The following is a 14,895-nucleotide window of genomic DNA, read 5'->3' on the forward strand; positions in this document are numbered from 1 at the left end:
CGCTTTTGGCCATATACTCGCAATCATTGGCCTCTGTAAAAATTCGACGCCACAACACATAAACATATGTAATGTTTATCTTCGCACCCTTGATATAAAAAACGCCCTGGAATGGCCATGTCGACCCTCGATCTCGAACTGCTCCGCACCTTTATCGCCGTGGTCGACCACCACAGTTTTGCCGAAGCCGGCACCCACCTGGCACGCACGCAATCTTCCGTCACCCAGCATATGCAGCGCCTCGAACAGCAAGTAGGCGTCAGCCTGTTTGAAAAACGTGGCCGGCAAAAGCAGCTGACAGAACCTGGAATGCAGTTGTTGCGGCATGCGCGGCAGATGCTGTCGCTGAATGACGATGCACTTAACTCCCTGCGGGAAAGCAGCCTCAGCGGCGTGCTGCGCATCGGCTCGCCCCACGACATCGCCGACACCATCCTGCCGCCGATCCTCAGCCACATCGCCCGCTCGGCACCGCGCCTGCGCCTGGAAATCGACGTGGGCCGCAGCCCGTTCCTGATGGATGACTTGCATCGGGGCAAGGTGGACATGGTGATTTCCACCCGCGCCGACGCCAACCTGGAAGGCTTTGCGCTGCGTACCTCGCCGGTGTGGTGGATCTGTTCGGCGCAATACATTCACTCGCCGAGCGAACCGCTGCCGTTGATTCTGGTGGATGAGCCGAGCATCTATCGGCGCTATGCCCTGGAGGCGCTGGAACGGGCGAACATACCGTGGAGGCAGGCGTACCTGGCGTCGAACCTGATCGGGATCAAGGCGGCAACCCGCGCAGGGCTCGGCGTGACCCCACGGAGCATGGAAATGCTCGGGCCGGACATGCGGGTATTGGGAGAGAACGACGGGCTGCCGAGAATGCCGGAGGTCACGTATTACCTGTGGATTCGCCCGAACACGGCGAACCCGATTGCACGCAAGGCTTATGACTTGATCAGGGCCAGCCAGGGATTGGCGCTTGGGTGAAGCCGGCGAGCTTACCGGCAGGAGCGAGGTTGCTCGCGAAGGTCGTTAACAATGACGCGGGAAACCTGACACCCAACGGCGGTCTCAGGTTTTTCGCGAGCAAGCTCGCTCCTACAGGATGTTCAGGCGTCGTTATTGCTGGGTCAATTGGGTCCACAACGCGGGTGCGCCGGCGGACTTGGCGATTGCCTCAAGACGGGCCGCGTGTTCGGCCATGTCCTGCTCGCTGGCACGAATAATCGTGGTGGGCCGGCGATCCGCCGGCAGGCGGCGGATTTCCGAAGGGCGATTGCCCGAGCCTTCTGCCGAACCATTGCCGTCCGAAGCGTTACCGGCCAGGGACAGGCTGGTCTGGCCGCCGGTCATGGTCAGGTAAACGTCGGCGAGAATCTCGGAGTCGAGCAAGGCGCCGTGGAGTTCACGGCCGGAGTTGTCGACGCCATAGCGTTTGCACAAGGCATCGAGGCTGTTGCGCTGGCCCGGGTGACGCTCACGGGCCATCATCAAGGTGTCGAGGATAGAGCAGTGCTGGGTGATATCCGCCCGGTCGGTCGCGCCCATCAGTGCGAATTCGTTGTTGATGAAGCCAACGTCGAACGCCGCGTTATGGATGATCAGCTGTGCGCCGTTGATGAACTCGAAGAACTCATCGGCCACTTCGGCAAACCGCGGCTTGCCTACCAGGAATTCGTTGGTGATGCCGTGGACGCCGATGGCGCCTTCATCACTTTCGCGATCCGGTTGCAGGTAGACGTGGAAATGCCGGCCGGTGAGGCGACGGCCCATCAGTTCGACGCAGCCGATTTCAATGATCCGGTGGCCGTCGGTCACCGGCATGCCGGTGGTTTCGGTATCGAGTACAACAGATCGGATGGCCATCAGGGTTCAGCTCTCAACGGTTTGGTACATTTCAAAGGGCGGGATCTTAACACGTGAACCGGCATCAGCTCTGCTTGTAGCCGCGCACTTCATCCACGCCGCGATTGGCCAACTGGTCGGCCCGCTCGTTGCCGGGATGGCCGATGTGCCCGCGCACCCACTTCCAGGTGATGTTGTGGCGATTGCATTGCTCATCGAGCAACTGCCACAGGTCGGCGTTTTTCACCGGTTCCTTGGCCGCAGTCTTCCAGCCGCGCTTCTTCCAGTTGACCATCCACTCGTTGATGCCCTTCATCACGTACTGGGAGTCGGTCACCAGTAACACGTCGCAACGACGCTTGAGCTCTTCCAGGCCGCGAATCGCCCCCATCAGCTCCATGCGATTGTTGGTGGTGTTGGCTTCGCCGCCCCACAGTTCCTTCTCCACGCCTTTGCACACCAGCAAGGCGCCCCATCCGCCGGGGCCCGGGTTGCCCTTGCAGGCGCCATCGGTGAAGAGTTCTACGGTATCGGTCATTTCACTGTCCATTAAAGCGGGATCCATCAAAGCGGGTTGCCGATAATCGACCGACAAAGGCCCGAGGTCGAGAGACTCGACCTGAAATCAAAAAAGGTTTTTTACTGCTCGCTCTGCTTGCGATTGACCTTGGCCATCGGCATCGGTACCAGCTTGCCCATCGGTTCGCGGCGTACCTGGCGCACCGGGCGCAGGCCCACGACGATCTTGCGCGCCACCAACAAGTAGAAACCACCGCCAGACAATTGCCAGGCTCCGGCCCTGCGCTCCCAGCCGGCCAACCGGCCCTGCCACTTGGCGGACGCAAGCGGCGGACGATAGCACCCGAAGCGGCGTTTCTCCAGCGCAAAGCCCAGCAGGTTCAACCAGTCACCGACGCGCGAGGGCGAGATGCAGCGTGCCTTGCGCAAGGCATCATGGGCGAATACGTGCCGCAAGCCCCAGCTGCTCCAGGGGTTGATGCCGATGATCAGCAAATGGCCACCTGGGCGCACGCTGCTGGCGGCTTCGCGCAGCAAGCCATGGGGCGACAGGCAGAAATCCAGGCCATGCTGCAACACCACCACGTCGGCCGCATGCTCGCTCAACGGCCAGGCTTGCTCCTCGCAGACAATCTCGACACCCGGCAACGGCGCACCCAGGCGCACATTGCGTTGCACCTGGGGTGCCGACGGCGGGGTTTGCGCCGAGGGACCGTAATGCACCAGGTAGCCACCAAAGAACCGACCCAGCTCGTCTTCGAGCATGCGCCGTTCTTCATCCAGTAAAAATTGCCCGACAGGCCCGGACAGCCATTCACGGGCGGCACTGATCAGTGCCAGCCACTCGGGATCGGCCTGGGCGAACGCTTTATCAGTCATTGCATTCTCCAACTCGCCAAGAAGCTCTAAGATGCACCAATGTGTTCAGCTTGGCGAATCAAAGAATGATACAGATCAGTGCCCTGCCCGCCTTCACCGATAACTACATCTGGTTGTTACAGGATCAGCCGAACAAGCGCTGCGCGGTGGTCGATCCCGGTGATGCCGCGCCCGTGCTGGCCTGGCTCCAGCAGCACCCCGACTGGACTCTCAGCGACATCCTGGTGACTCACCATCACCATGATCATGTCGGCGGCGTCGAACAACTTAAAAGTGTTTCAGGCGCCACGGTCTACGGCCCGGCGAACGAAAAAATCCCGGCGCGGGACGTCGCCCTCCAGGACAACGACCGCATCAACGTGCTGGGCTGGGACTTCGAGGTGTTTGCCGTTCCCGGGCACACCCTGGGCCATATCGCCTTTTATCACGAGGGCGTGCTGTTCTGTGGCGACACCCTGTTCGCCGCCGGTTGTGGCCGGCTGTTCGAAGGCACCCCGCAGCAAATGCACACCTCCCTGGAACGCCTGGCGGCCCTGCCGGCCGACACGCTGGTGTACTGCACCCATGAATACACACAAAGTAACCTGAAATTCGCCCAGGCCGTGGAACCGCATAACGCGGATATCGCCGAACGGGCGGAGAACGTGCGGCAACTGCGGGCGAACGGCCAGATCACATTGCCCTCAACCCTGGCCCTGGAAAAACTCACCAACCCCTTTCTGCGGACCTCTGAAACATCCGTTAAAGAAAAAGCGGACGAACGGAATGGCCGGGATAACCAGGCCGGGAGTGAGGTATTTGCTAGCTTGAGGTCGTGGAAAGATACGTTCTAAGTGGAAGGATTCTGATACGTAATTTCTGAATGGTTGACCGGAACCAAAGCGCTTTCTAGAATCGCCCGACATTTTTGCCCGGAACTTACTTCCAGCCAATGTCGTCATCTATTCGTAAAACCAACCATTCAGACGCATTGACCCGCCTGGCTCAAGCCGTGGCGGTGGCTGTGTCCGCTACTCTGGCGGGCTGCCAATCGACCCATTTTGCCGCACAATCCACCGTGCAACCCAAGCCAAACCTTACCGCCAAGATCAAGCAAAAACCCATTTGGCTATCAGAGAAGCCAAGCCCGGAAGTGCCCCAGGATGTCTGGGAACGCATGCGCCGGGGCTTTCAATTGCAGGACGGGTTAGGCGTCAACCCGCGCATTGAACAGCAACGATTGTGGTTTGCCAGCAACCCTTCCTTCCTTGAGAACGCCGGCGAACGCGGCAGTCTCTACATTCATTACATCGTCGAACGCCTTGAAGAACGCAACATGCCTCTGGAGCTGGCGCTGCTGCCAGTGATTGAAAGTGCCTACAACCCAATGGCTTATTCGCGCAGCGATGCGGTGGGCCTGTGGCAATTCATTCCCTCCACCGGGCGCTACTTCAACCTGCGTCAGACCCGCGCCTACGACGGCCGCCGCGACATCACCGCCTCCACCACCGCCGCCCTGGACTACCTGACGCGTCTGCATGACATGTTCAACGGTGACTGGTTGCTGGCGTTGGCGGCCTACAACGCGGGCGAAGGTACCGTCAGCCGGGCCATCGAGCGCAACGAAAAGCTCGGCTTGCCGACAGACTACTGGAACCTGCCACTGCCCCAGGAAACCAAGGACTACGTGCCCAAGTTCCTGGCGCTGTCCCAGGTGGTGCTGGCTCCCGAAGCCTACGGCGTCAACCTGAGCCCGATTGCCAACACGCCGTATTTCGAAGTGGTCGAAGTCAAGCAGAGCATGGACCTGTCACGGGTTGCCGCGCTGGCCGAGATCGACGAAGACGAACTGTTCCAGCTCAACCCCGCCCTGAAGCAACGTACCACGTTGGATGGCCCGCAGCATTTGCTGGTGCCGACTTCCAAGGCGCAGTTGCTGGCCAGCAGCCTTTCGGCGATGAAGCCCGAAGAATTACTGAGCATGCGCCCGAAAAAGCAGGTGTTCGACGAAGTTGAACACAAGGCTGTGGCCGGTCGCACCCGTAGCTACAAGGTTCGCAGCGGCGACAACCTGACCCTGATTGCCAAGGCCAACAAGGTTGATGTGCATGACCTGCAGCGCTGGAACCAGCTCAATGGCCAGGCGCTCAAGGTCGGCCAGACCCTGGTCATGCAGGACACCCGCAAACTGGTGGCCAAGGCCGGCGGCAAGAAGCCGGTGCAGTACAAGGTCAAGAAAGGCGACTCGCTGTACATCGTCGCCAAGCGCTTCAACGTCGAGATGCAACATCTCAAGCGCTGGAACCCGCGCACTGGCCAGGCGCTGAAGCCAGGGCAGATGCTGGTGGTTTCCGGGCCTAGATAACACCGCAAACCCCGTAGGAGCGAGCTTGCTCGCGAAAAACGCAAGGACACCGCGTTAATTCGGAATGCCAGCGTTATCGTTGGCGTCCTTCGCGAGCAAGCTCGCTCCTACAGGTTTCACCGCGCCTCAATCCCCGCCGCTTCACCAGCCTTTTTCCAATCGGAACAAGCTGTTACTGTACGGTTCATAAAGCCCAAGCCGCCTGGATCGGATCTCTGACTTGAAGCGTCCCCTCCTTCTACTAATAAGTCTGGCCTTGAGCTTTTCCGCGAACGCGACCGTCACCGAGAGCCACGGTTATGCGCAGTTCGGCACGCTCAAGTACCCGGCCAAATTCACCCACTTCGACTGGGTAAACCCCGCAGCGCCCAAGGGCGGCACTTTGCGGGTCATGGCGTTTGGCACCTTCGATACGCTCAACCCTTATACCTTCAAGGGTTCCAGCCCGGTTTCCACCGCCAACTTCCTGCAATACGGGGTCAACGAGCTGAACGAGCCGTTGATGGTCGGTACCGGCCAGTACGCCCCTTCCGGCGATGAACCGACTTCCAGCTACGGCCTGATTGCCCAATCGGTGGAGTACAGCGAGGACCGCAGCTGGGTGGTGTTCAACCTGCGCCCCGAAGCGCGCTTCCACGATGGCAAGCCGATCACGGCCTACGACGTGGCGTTTTCCTATCGCACGCTACTGACCGAAGGCCACCCGCAATACCGCACCAACCTGCAGGAAGTGGCCCGGGTCGACATTCTTAACCGGCACCGCATTCGCTTTGTGTTCAAGCGCGCCGGCAACCCGTTGCTGATCCTGCGCCTGGGGGAGCTGCCAGTGTTGCCCCAGCACTACTGGAAAAACCGTGACTTCAAGGCCACCACCTTCGAGCCGCCGCTGGGCAGCGGGCCTTACCGCATCAGCAAGGTGACGCCGGGGCGGCAACTGGTGTTCGAACGGATCAAGGATTACTGGGGCAAGGACCTGGCGGTCAACCGTGGTTTCTATAACTACGACAAGGTCGAGGTGGAGTTCTACCGCGACAGCGACGTGGCCTTCGAAGCCTTCAAGGCCGGCGAGTTCGATATCTATATCGAGCACCAGGCGAAGAACTGGGCCAACGGCTACAACTTCCCGGCGGTCAACCGCGGTGATGTGATCAAGGCGCAGATCGCCCACCAGATCCCGACCCAGAGCCAGGGCCTGTTCATGAACAGCCGGCGCCCGGCCTTCAGCGAGGCCAAGGTGCGCGAAGCCTTGGGGCTGATGTTCGATTTCGAGTGGACCAACCGCACCCTGTTCAGCGGCGCCTATAAACGCACCCTCAGCTACTACCCCAACAGCGAATTCTCCGCCACCGGCGTGCCCACCGGCCATGAATGGCTGATGCTCTCGCCCTATCGCGATCAACTGCCGGCCAACCTGTTTACCCAGGCCTTCAGCCTGCCTCAGACCGACGGTCGCGGCATCCCTCGGGACACCATGCGCCGCGCCCTCGCGTTGCTCGCCGAAGCCGGCTGGAAGCTGTCCGGGCAGCGTTTACTCAACCGTGACGGGCAGCCGCTGCGCCTGGAAATCCTGCTGGTGAATCCGAACCTGGAGCGCATCCTGCAGCCTTATGTCGAAAACCTGACAAGCATCGGCGTCGATGCCCGCTTGCGCACGGTAGACCGCGCACAGTACAAACAACGCCTCGATCAGTTCGACTTCGACATGATTCTGATGACCCTCAACCAGACCCTCAGCCCCGGCCTTGAGCAGTGGCAGTACTTCCACTCCAGCCAGGTGGGGATCAAGGGCAGCAAGAATTACGCAGGCATCGCCAACCCGGTGGTCGACCATCTGCTGGAACAGTTGCTGGCGGCGCAAACCCGCGAAGAACAATTGGCAGCCGGGCGAGCGCTCGACCGCGTCCTGCTGTGGCAGCACTACAGTATTCCCAACTGGTACCTCAACTATCATCGCCTGGCGTACCGCAACCGGTTCGCCTTCGTCACCACGCCGCCCTACAGCCTGGGCCTGAGCGCATGGTGGCTGAAAGCTTCGGAGAAAGCCCAATGATGCCTTTGCGTACTGCGATCCTTGGCAGCCTGTTGTTGTGCGGCGCGGCCACTGCGGCCCCACAGCATGCCCTGACCCTCTATAACGAACCCCCCAAGTACCCCGCCGACTTCAAGCATGTCGATTATGTAAATCCCGACGCACCCAAGGGCGGTACCTTTCGCGAGTCCAGCATGGGCGGCTTCGACAGCCTCAACCCGTTCATCAGCAAGGGCGTGCCGGCAGACAATATCGGCCTGATCTACGACACCCTCGCCCAGCAAAGCCTGGACGAACCCATCACCGAATACGGTCTGGTGGCCGGCAAGATCGAAAAGGCCCCGGACAACAGTTGGGTACGCTTCTACATTCGCCCCGAAGCGCGCTTTCACGACGGCCACCCGATCCGCGCCGAAGACGTGGTGTTCAGCTTCCAGACGCTGGTGAAGGACGGCTCGCCGATCTACAAGACCTACTACGCCGACGTCGACGAAGTGGTCGCCGAGGACCCGCTGCGGGTGCTGTTCAAGTTCAAGCGCACCAACAACCGCGAACTGCCGCTGATCCTCGGGCAACTGACGGTATTGCCCAAGCATTACTGGGAGGGCCGCGACTTCTCCAAGGGCAACCTGGAGATTCCGTTGGGCAGCGGCCCGTACAAGGTGGCGGAGGTCAAGGCCGGGCGTTCGGTCCGCTACGAGCGGGTCAAGGACTACTGGGCCAAGGACCTGCCGATCAACAAGGGTTTCTACAACTTCGATTACCGCGTCACCGATTATTACCGCGACAACACCGTGGCCCTCGAAGCACTCAAGGCCGGACAATTCGATTACTGGCTGGAAATCAGCGCGAAAAACTGGGCCAACGCCTACAACACCCCCGCCGTTGCCCAGGGCCACCTGATCAAGGAAGAAATTCCCAACGGCAACCCCACCGGCATGCAGGGCTTCGTGTTCAACATCCGTAAACCGATGTTCCAGGACGTACGGGTACGCAAGGCCATCAGCCTGCTGCTGGACTTTGAATGGAGCAACAAGCAACTGTTCAACGGCGCCTACACCCGCAGCCGCAGCTATTTCGAAAACTCCGAGATGGCCGCTACCGGCCTGCCCGGCCCGGCTGAGCTGGCAATTCTGGAACCGCTACGGGACAGGATCCCGCCCCAGGTATTCACCGAAGCCTTCGAGCCTGCCAAGACCGACGCCAGCGGCATGATCCGCACCCAGCAGCGCGAGGCCTATCAACTGCTGCAAGAGGCCGGCTGGAAGATCGTCGACGACAAGATGGTGGACACCACCGGCAAACCGGTGACCATCGAGTTCCTGCTGGCCCAGACCGAGTTCGAACGCATCCTGTTGCCGTTCAAGCGCAACCTGGCGGATTTGGGGATCGACCTGGTGATTCGCCGGGTCGACATCTCGCAGTACATCAACCGTATCCGCTCGCGGGATTTCGACATGGTGGTGGGCAGCTTCCCGCAGTCCTCCTCGCCGGGTAACGAACAGCGCGAGTTCTGGAAGTCGTCCAGCGCCGACAAGCCCGGCAGCCGCAACTACATCGGCCTGAAAGACCCGGCCATCGACCAACTGGTGGAAGAGCTCATCGACTCCGACTCGCGCAAGAGCTTGGTGGCCCACGCCAAGGCTCTGGACCGCGTGCTGCAGTTTGGCTACTACGTGATCCCCAACTGGCACATCAAGACTTTCCGCGTGGCGTATTGGGACCACCTCGGCCATCCGAAGGTCTCACCACGCTATGACGTCGGCACCGCCACCTGGTGGAGCAAACCCGACGCCAAGCCGGCAATAACCGTGGACACCAACCAGACTGCCGATCCGGCGAGCGGGGGCGACTGAGATGCTGGCCTATATTGTTCGTCGACTGCTGCTGATCATCCCGACCCTGTTCGGCATTTTGCTGATCAACTTTGTGATCATCCAGGCTGCGCCCGGTGGCCCGGTGGAACAGATGATCGCCAAGCTCGAAGGCTTTGAAGGTGCCACCAGCCGGATTGCCGGTGGCGGTGCCGAAGTCTCGGTGGCCGGCTCCAGCTATCGCGGCGCCCAGGGCCTGGACCCGGCGTTGGTGAAGGAAATCGAGAAGATGTACGGCTTCGACAAGTCGGCGCCGGAACGCTTGTGGATCATGATCAAGAACTACGCCCGGCTGGATTTTGGCGACAGCTTTTTCCGTGACGCCAAGGTCATCGACTTGATCAAGGAAAAGATGCCGGTGTCCATCTCCCTCGGGTTATGGAGCACCCTGATCATGTACCTGGTGTCGATCCCGCTGGGGATCGCCAAGGCTACGCGGCACGGCAGCCATTTTGACGTGTGGACCAGTTCGGCGATCATCGTCGGCTACGCGATCCCGGCGTTCCTGTTTGCGATCCTGCTGATCGTGGTGTTCGCCGGCGGCAGTTACTTCGACTGGTTTCCGTTACGCGGGCTCACCTCCAACAACTTTGATGAATTGAGCTGGGGCGGCAAGATCCTCGATTACTTCTGGCACCTCGCCCTACCCGTAACGGCGTTGGTGATCGGCAACTTCGCGACCATGACCCTGCTCACCAAAAACAGCTTCCTCGACGAGATCAACAAGCAATACGTGGTCACCGCCAAGGCCAAGGGCCTGACCAATCACCGCGTGCTCTACGGCCACGTGTTCCGCAACGCAATGCTGCTGGTGATTGCCGGCTTCCCGTCGGCCTTTATCGGCATCTTCTTTACCGGCTCGTTGCTGGTGGAAGTGATCTTCTCTCTCGACGGCCTGGGCCTGATGAGCTTTGAAGCGGCGATCAACCGCGACTATCCGGTGGTGTTTGGCACGTTGTTTATCTTCACCCTGCTGGGATTGGTGGTGAAACTCATCGGCGACCTCACCTACACCTTGGTCGATCCGCGCATCGACTTCGCCAGCCGGGAGCATTGAGATGAATCTATCCCCCCTCAATCGTCGCCGGTTCGAGCGTTTCAAGGCCAACAAGCGTGGCTGGTGGTCGCTGTGGCTGTTCCTGATCCTGTTCGGCCTGAGCCTGGGCGCCGAGCTGATCGCCAACGACAAGCCGCTGGCGGTGCATTACGACGGCGACTGGTATTTCCCGGCGCTCAAGCGCTACCCCGAGACCACCTTCGGCGGCGAATTCCCGCTGGAAGCCAACTACAAGAGCCCGTATATCCAGGAGCTGCTCAAGGCCAAGGATGCCTGGACCTTGTGGGCGCCGATTCCGTACAGCTACCAGAGCATCAACTACGACCTGAAAGTTCCGGCCCCGGCCCCGCCGTCACGGGACAACCTGCTGGGCACCGATGACCAGGGCCGCGATGTGCTGGCGCGGGTGATCTACGGGTTCAGGATTTCCGTGCTGTTTGCCCTGACGCTGACCGTACTCAGTTCGATCATCGGCGTGATCGCCGGCGCCTTGCAGGGTTTCTACGGCGGTTGGGTCGACCTGGCCGGGCAGCGCTTCCTGGAGATCTGGTCGGGCTTGCCGGTGCTGTATTTGCTGATCATCCTCGCCAGTTTCGTGCAGCCCAATTTCTGGTGGCTGCTGGGGATCATGCTGTTGTTTTCCTGGATGAGCCTGGTGGACGTGGTGCGCGCCGAATTCCTGCGCGGGCGTAACCTGGAATACGTGCGGGCGGCGCGGGCGCTGGGGATGCAGAACGGCGCGATCATGTTCCGCCATATCCTGCCCAACGCCATGGTCTCCACCATGACCTTCATGCCGTTCATCCTGACCGGCGCCATCGGCACCCTCACTGCGCTGGACTTCCTGGGCTTTGGCCTGCCGGCCGGCTCGCCGTCCCTGGGTGAGCTGGTGGCCCAGGGCAAATCCAACCTGCAGGCGCCGTGGCTGGGCATGAGTGCCTTTGCCGTACTGGCGATCATGTTGAGTCTGCTGGTGTTTATCGGCGAGTCCGCTCGCGATGCCTTCGACCCGAGGAAATGAGATGAATCAGGACAATCTGATCGAAGTCCGCGACCTCTCCGTCGAGTTCGTCGTAGGCAACACCCACCAGCGTGTGGTGAACAACGTCAGCTTCGATATCAAGCGCGGCGAAACCCTGGCCCTCGTGGGCGAAAGCGGCTCGGGCAAGTCGGTCACGGCGCACTCGATCCTGCGCCTGCTGCCCTACCCGCTGGCGCGTCACCCGTCGGGGACGATCCAGTACGCCAACCACGATTTGCTGACCCTGAAAGAAAAGACCATCCGGCATATCCGCGGCAACCGGATTGCGATGATCTTCCAGGAGCCGATGACCTCGCTGAACCCGCTGCACTCCATCGAGAAGCAGATCAACGAAGTGCTCGGCCTGCATAAGGGCTTGACCGGCAAGGTCGCCACCAAACGCACCCTGGAGCTGCTGGAACTGGTAGGCATCCCCGAGCCCCACAAGCGTCTCAAGGCCCTGCCCCACGAGCTGTCCGGCGGCCAGCGCCAGCGGGTGATGATCGCCATGGCCCTGGCCAATGAGCCGGAGCTGCTGATTGCCGACGAACCGACCACGGCCCTCGACGTCACCGTGCAGTTGAAGATCCTGGAGCTGCTCAAGGAATTGCAGGCGCGCCTGGGCATGGCCTTGCTCTTGATCAGCCATGACTTGAACCTGGTCAGGCGCATTGCCCACCGGGTATGCGTGATGCAAAAGGGCTGCATCGTCGAGCAGGCCGAGTGCGAAACCCTGTTCCAGTCGCCGCAGCATCCGTACACCCAGGAGCTGCTGGCAGCCGAGCCCAGCGGCGGCCCTGCCACCCATGAAATTGGCCCTCCGCTGCTGGAAGTCGACAACCTGAAAGTCTGGTTCCCGATCAAGAAAGGCTTCCTGCGCAACACCGTCGATTACGTCAAGGCGGTGGATGGCATCAACTTCAGCCTGCCCCAGGGCCAGACGCTGGGCATCGTGGGTGAAAGCGGTTCGGGCAAATCCACCCTGGGCCTGGCAATTTTGCGGCTGATTGCGAGCAAGGGCAGCATCCGCTTCGAAGGCCATCAGATGGATAAGCTGAGCCAACAACAGGTGCGTCCGCTGCGCCGGGAAATGCAGGTGGTGTTCCAGGATCCGTTCGGCAGCCTGAGCCCGCGCATGTGCGTGAGCGAGATCGTCGGCGAAGGCCTGCGTATCCACAAGATGGGGACTGCCGCCGAGCAGGAAGCCGCGATTATCGCCGCGCTCAAGGAAGTGGGCCTGGACCCGGAAACCCGCAATCGCTACCCCCACGAATTCTCCGGTGGGCAACGCCAGCGCATCGCAATCGCCCGTGCGCTGGTGCTCAAGCCCCGGCTGATTTTGCTGGATGAACCGACCTCGGCCCTCGACCGCACGGTGCAACGCCAGGTGGTGGAACTGCTGCGCAACCTGCAAGCCAAGTACAACCTGACCTACCTGTTCATCAGCCACGACCTGGCGGTGGTCAAGGCCTTGAGTCACCAGTTGATGGTGGTCAAGCACGGGCAGGCGGTTGAACAGGGAGATGCACCCGCGATCTTCGCCAACCCCCAGCATGCCTACACCCGGCAACTGCTGGAGGCCGCGTTCCTGGTGCCCAGCCCCTAGTAACAGAACCCCCGTAGCAGCTGTCGAGCCCCAGCGAGGCTGCGTTGGCCGCAACCGTGTTATCGAGCCAGGCATTGCACCGAGGCGCGCCTGACGCAGCCTCGCTGGGGCTCGACAGCTGCTACGGGGGGGCTCAGGTCCTTCTTGCCCAAAAGCAAACCAATATCATTTGCGCAGTGCCCGGCCCTTTGGTTTAATCGCGACCAATTCTTATTTACGCCAAGGCTTCCACGCCACATGGATACTGTGTCGACCTCGCCCACCTCGTTCAGCGACCTTTACGGCAATCACCATTCCTGGCTGCTGGGGCTGCTGCGCAGGCGCCTGAGCAATCGCTGGGACGCGGCGGACCTGGCCCATGACACCTTTATTCGGGTACTCAAGCGCCCGCCCGCCGAAGCCGATGAGACGCGCGAGCGCTCCTACCTGGCCACCATCGCCCGGGGCCTGTGCATCGACCATTGGCGCCGTCGCCAACTGGAGCAAGCCTGGCTGCAAAGCCTGGCGGAGCGGCCGCAAGCGCTGCAACCGTCGCCGGAGCAGCGGGCGATCATCGTCGAAACCCTCTACGAAGTGGACGCCATGCTCGCCCGCCTGCCCCACAAGGTGCGCGAAGCGTTTTTACTGACACAGTTGCACGGCATGCCCTACAAGCAGATCGGCGAGCAGCTCGGCGTGGGCGAACGGATGGTGAAAAAATACCTGGCCCAGGCGCTGCTGCATTGCGCGGTGCTGGAAGCCGAACTGGACGGGATGCTCGTGGAGTGAACAGCCCCGGAAAACTCAGCCATGCCAGCCTTGAGCAAGCGGCCCAGTGGTACATACGCCTGCAGGATCAGCCAGAGGCTGCCCAGCACTGGCAGGCATGGCTCGGGCAAAGTCCGGAACACCAGGCTGCCTGGGGTTATGTGGAGCGGGTCAGCCAACGCTTTGCCCCGCTGACCGAGCAACCCCAGGGTGCCAGTCGCGCCCTGCGCAGCTCCCGGCGCCAAACCCTCAAGACCCTGCTGGTGCTATGTGCCGGTTCCACCCTGGCCTGGGGCACTTGGCGCAACACTGCCCTGCCCCGATTGGTGGGAGGCTGGAGCGCGGATTACGCAACCGCCAGCGGCGAAACCCGCGAAGCGCTGCTGGACGATGGCAGCCGCCTGTGGCTGAACGCCTTGAGCGCCCTGGATGTACGTTTTGACCGGGTCCAGCGCTTGCTGCACCTGCGCTTTGGCGAAGTGCTGATCGAGACCGCCAAGGACCCGAACCGCCCGTTTCTGGTGGAGACTGAACAGGGTCGCCTGCGGGCACTCGGCACCCGCTTCAGCGTGTTGCAGGACGGCGACAGCACCGTGCTCAATGTGTTTGAAGGCCGGGTTGAAGTGCGCACCGCCGCCAGCCGGCAACAACGAATCATCGAGGCCGGGCAACAAGTGGCTTTCACCCGCGACGGGTTCAACCTTGACTCACCCGCATCCGCCACCCGTGAGGCCTGGAGCCGTGGCGTGCTGCTGGCCGACAATCTGCCGCTTGGCCAACTGGTCGCCGAGCTCAACCGTTATCGCCCCGGCCACCTGGGCTGTGATCCGGCAGTGGCGCAATTGCCGGTAATGGGATCGTTTCCCCTCAAAGACAGCGACCACGCACTGCGCCTGCTACAGGCCGCGTTGCCGATTAAGGTCGACACACTCATGCCGTGGTGGGTCACGGTCAGGCCCAAACACACAGGCGCATAAAAACTT

General features: G+C 61.2%; 13 protein-coding genes and 1 pseudogene. 11 read left to right on the plus strand and 3 right to left on the minus strand.

Features of this window, described 5'->3' with window-relative positions:
- Nucleotides 1-117: 117 nt before the first annotated feature.
- Nucleotides 118-978 (plus strand): LysR substrate-binding domain-containing protein, encoded by an 861-nt coding sequence (locus NVB75_RS05480; RefSeq protein WP_003207477.1) that lies wholly within the window; start codon nt 118-120, stop codon nt 976-978.
- Nucleotides 975-1,094, plus strand: a pseudogene (locus NVB75_RS05485) (outer membrane lipoprotein carrier protein LolA); the annotation flags it as partial. The gene NVB75_RS05480 and the pseudogene NVB75_RS05485, both read left to right, overlap by 4 nt.
- Nucleotides 1,095-1,110: 16 nt before the next feature.
- Here NVB75_RS05485 and dnaQ read toward each other — a convergent pair.
- From dnaQ to NVB75_RS05500, 3 genes are all read right to left on the minus strand, one after another.
- Entirely contained in the window at nt 1,111-1,851 is a 741-nt protein-coding gene (gene dnaQ, locus NVB75_RS05490) for a DNA polymerase III subunit epsilon (protein ID WP_258348540.1), read from the minus strand.
- 70 nt (nt 1,852-1,921) lie between these two features.
- Nucleotides 1,922-2,374 carry a ribonuclease HI gene (rnhA, locus tag NVB75_RS05495; RefSeq protein WP_003207474.1) on the minus strand — a complete coding sequence of 151 codons (453 nt, stop codon included), beginning with the start codon at nt 2,372-2,374 and terminating at the stop codon, nt 1,922-1,924.
- A 101-nt stretch (nt 2,375-2,475) separates the two neighbouring features.
- A complete protein-coding gene (locus tag NVB75_RS05500; protein ID WP_076013855.1) occupies nt 2,476-3,234 on the minus strand; it encodes a methyltransferase domain-containing protein in 759 nt (252 codons plus the stop codon).
- 65 nt (nt 3,235-3,299) lie between these two features.
- Here NVB75_RS05500 and gloB point away from each other — a divergent pair, with 65 nt between their 5' ends.
- The 9 genes from gloB (at nt 3,300) to NVB75_RS05545 (ending at nt 14,889) form a co-directional block, all read left to right on the plus strand.
- Nucleotides 3,300-4,067: a hydroxyacylglutathione hydrolase gene (gloB, locus tag NVB75_RS05505; RefSeq protein WP_258346353.1), complete on the plus strand. Its 768-nt coding sequence runs from the start codon at nt 3,300-3,302 to the stop codon at nt 4,065-4,067.
- 98 nt (nt 4,068-4,165) lie between these two features.
- Complete coding sequence (locus NVB75_RS05510) at nt 4,166-5,578, plus strand: lytic transglycosylase domain-containing protein (RefSeq protein ID WP_258346354.1); 1,413 nt, start codon at nt 4,166-4,168, stop codon at nt 5,576-5,578.
- 220 nt (nt 5,579-5,798) lie between these two features.
- On the plus strand, nt 5,799-7,628 hold the full coding sequence (locus NVB75_RS05515) for an extracellular solute-binding protein (RefSeq protein ID WP_258346355.1): 1,830 nt from the start codon (nt 5,799-5,801) through the stop codon (nt 7,626-7,628).
- A complete protein-coding gene (locus NVB75_RS05520) occupies nt 7,625-9,463 on the plus strand; it encodes an extracellular solute-binding protein (RefSeq protein ID WP_258346356.1) in 1,839 nt (612 codons plus the stop codon). The genes NVB75_RS05515 and NVB75_RS05520 overlap by 4 nt, the downstream gene beginning before the upstream one ends.
- A 1-nt stretch (nt 9,464) precedes the next feature.
- Nucleotides 9,465-10,538, plus strand: a complete 1,074-nt coding sequence (locus tag NVB75_RS05525; RefSeq protein WP_258346357.1) for a microcin C ABC transporter permease YejB — start codon at nt 9,465-9,467, stop codon at nt 10,536-10,538.
- Between the two features lies 1 nt (nt 10,539).
- Nucleotides 10,540-11,559 (plus strand): ABC transporter permease, encoded by a 1,020-nt coding sequence (locus NVB75_RS05530; RefSeq protein ID WP_008435209.1) that lies wholly within the window; start codon nt 10,540-10,542, stop codon nt 11,557-11,559.
- 1 nt (nt 11,560) lies between these two features.
- Nucleotides 11,561-13,165, plus strand: coding sequence for an ABC transporter ATP-binding protein (locus NVB75_RS05535; protein ID WP_258346358.1), 1,605 nt, complete (start codon nt 11,561-11,563; stop codon nt 13,163-13,165).
- A gap of 237 nt (nt 13,166-13,402) precedes the next feature.
- Nucleotides 13,403-13,933, plus strand: coding sequence for a sigma-70 family RNA polymerase sigma factor (locus tag NVB75_RS05540; protein WP_258346359.1), 531 nt, complete (start codon nt 13,403-13,405; stop codon nt 13,931-13,933).
- Complete coding sequence (locus NVB75_RS05545; protein WP_258346360.1) at nt 13,930-14,889, plus strand: FecR domain-containing protein; 960 nt, start codon at nt 13,930-13,932, stop codon at nt 14,887-14,889. The genes NVB75_RS05540 and NVB75_RS05545 overlap by 4 nt, the downstream gene beginning before the upstream one ends.
- The last annotated feature ends 6 nt before the right edge of the window (nt 14,890-14,895 follow it).

It is taken from the genome of Pseudomonas sp. CBS, assembly GCF_024734645.1.
In the GTDB taxonomy this organism is placed as follows: domain Bacteria; phylum Pseudomonadota; class Gammaproteobacteria; order Pseudomonadales; family Pseudomonadaceae; genus Aquipseudomonas.

Excerpts from the sequence above, each read along its gene's own strand:
- NVB75_RS05540 (WP_258346359.1), top strand. The coding sequence starts at position 13,403 with ATGGATACTGTGTCGACCTCGCCCACCTCGTTCAGCGACCTTTACGGC.
- NVB75_RS05510 (WP_258346354.1), top strand. The coding sequence starts at position 4,166 with ATGTCGTCATCTATTCGTAAAACCAACCATTCAGACGCATTGACCCGC.
- gloB (WP_258346353.1), top strand. The coding sequence starts at position 3,300 with ATGATACAGATCAGTGCCCTGCCCGCCTTCACCGATAACTACATCTGG.
- NVB75_RS05480 (WP_003207477.1), top strand. The coding sequence starts at position 118 with ATGTCGACCCTCGATCTCGAACTGCTCCGCACCTTTATCGCCGTGGTC.
- NVB75_RS05525 (WP_258346357.1), top strand. The coding sequence starts at position 9,465 with ATGCTGGCCTATATTGTTCGTCGACTGCTGCTGATCATCCCGACCCTG.
- NVB75_RS05520 (WP_258346356.1), top strand. The coding sequence starts at position 7,625 with ATGATGCCTTTGCGTACTGCGATCCTTGGCAGCCTGTTGTTGTGCGGC.
- NVB75_RS05500 (WP_076013855.1), bottom strand. The coding sequence starts at position 3,234 with ATGACTGATAAAGCGTTCGCCCAGGCCGATCCCGAGTGGCTGGCACTG.
- rnhA (WP_003207474.1), bottom strand. The coding sequence starts at position 2,374 with ATGACCGATACCGTAGAACTCTTCACCGATGGCGCCTGCAAGGGCAAC.
- NVB75_RS05535 (WP_258346358.1), top strand. The coding sequence starts at position 11,561 with ATGAATCAGGACAATCTGATCGAAGTCCGCGACCTCTCCGTCGAGTTC.
- NVB75_RS05530 (WP_008435209.1), top strand. The coding sequence starts at position 10,540 with ATGAATCTATCCCCCCTCAATCGTCGCCGGTTCGAGCGTTTCAAGGCC.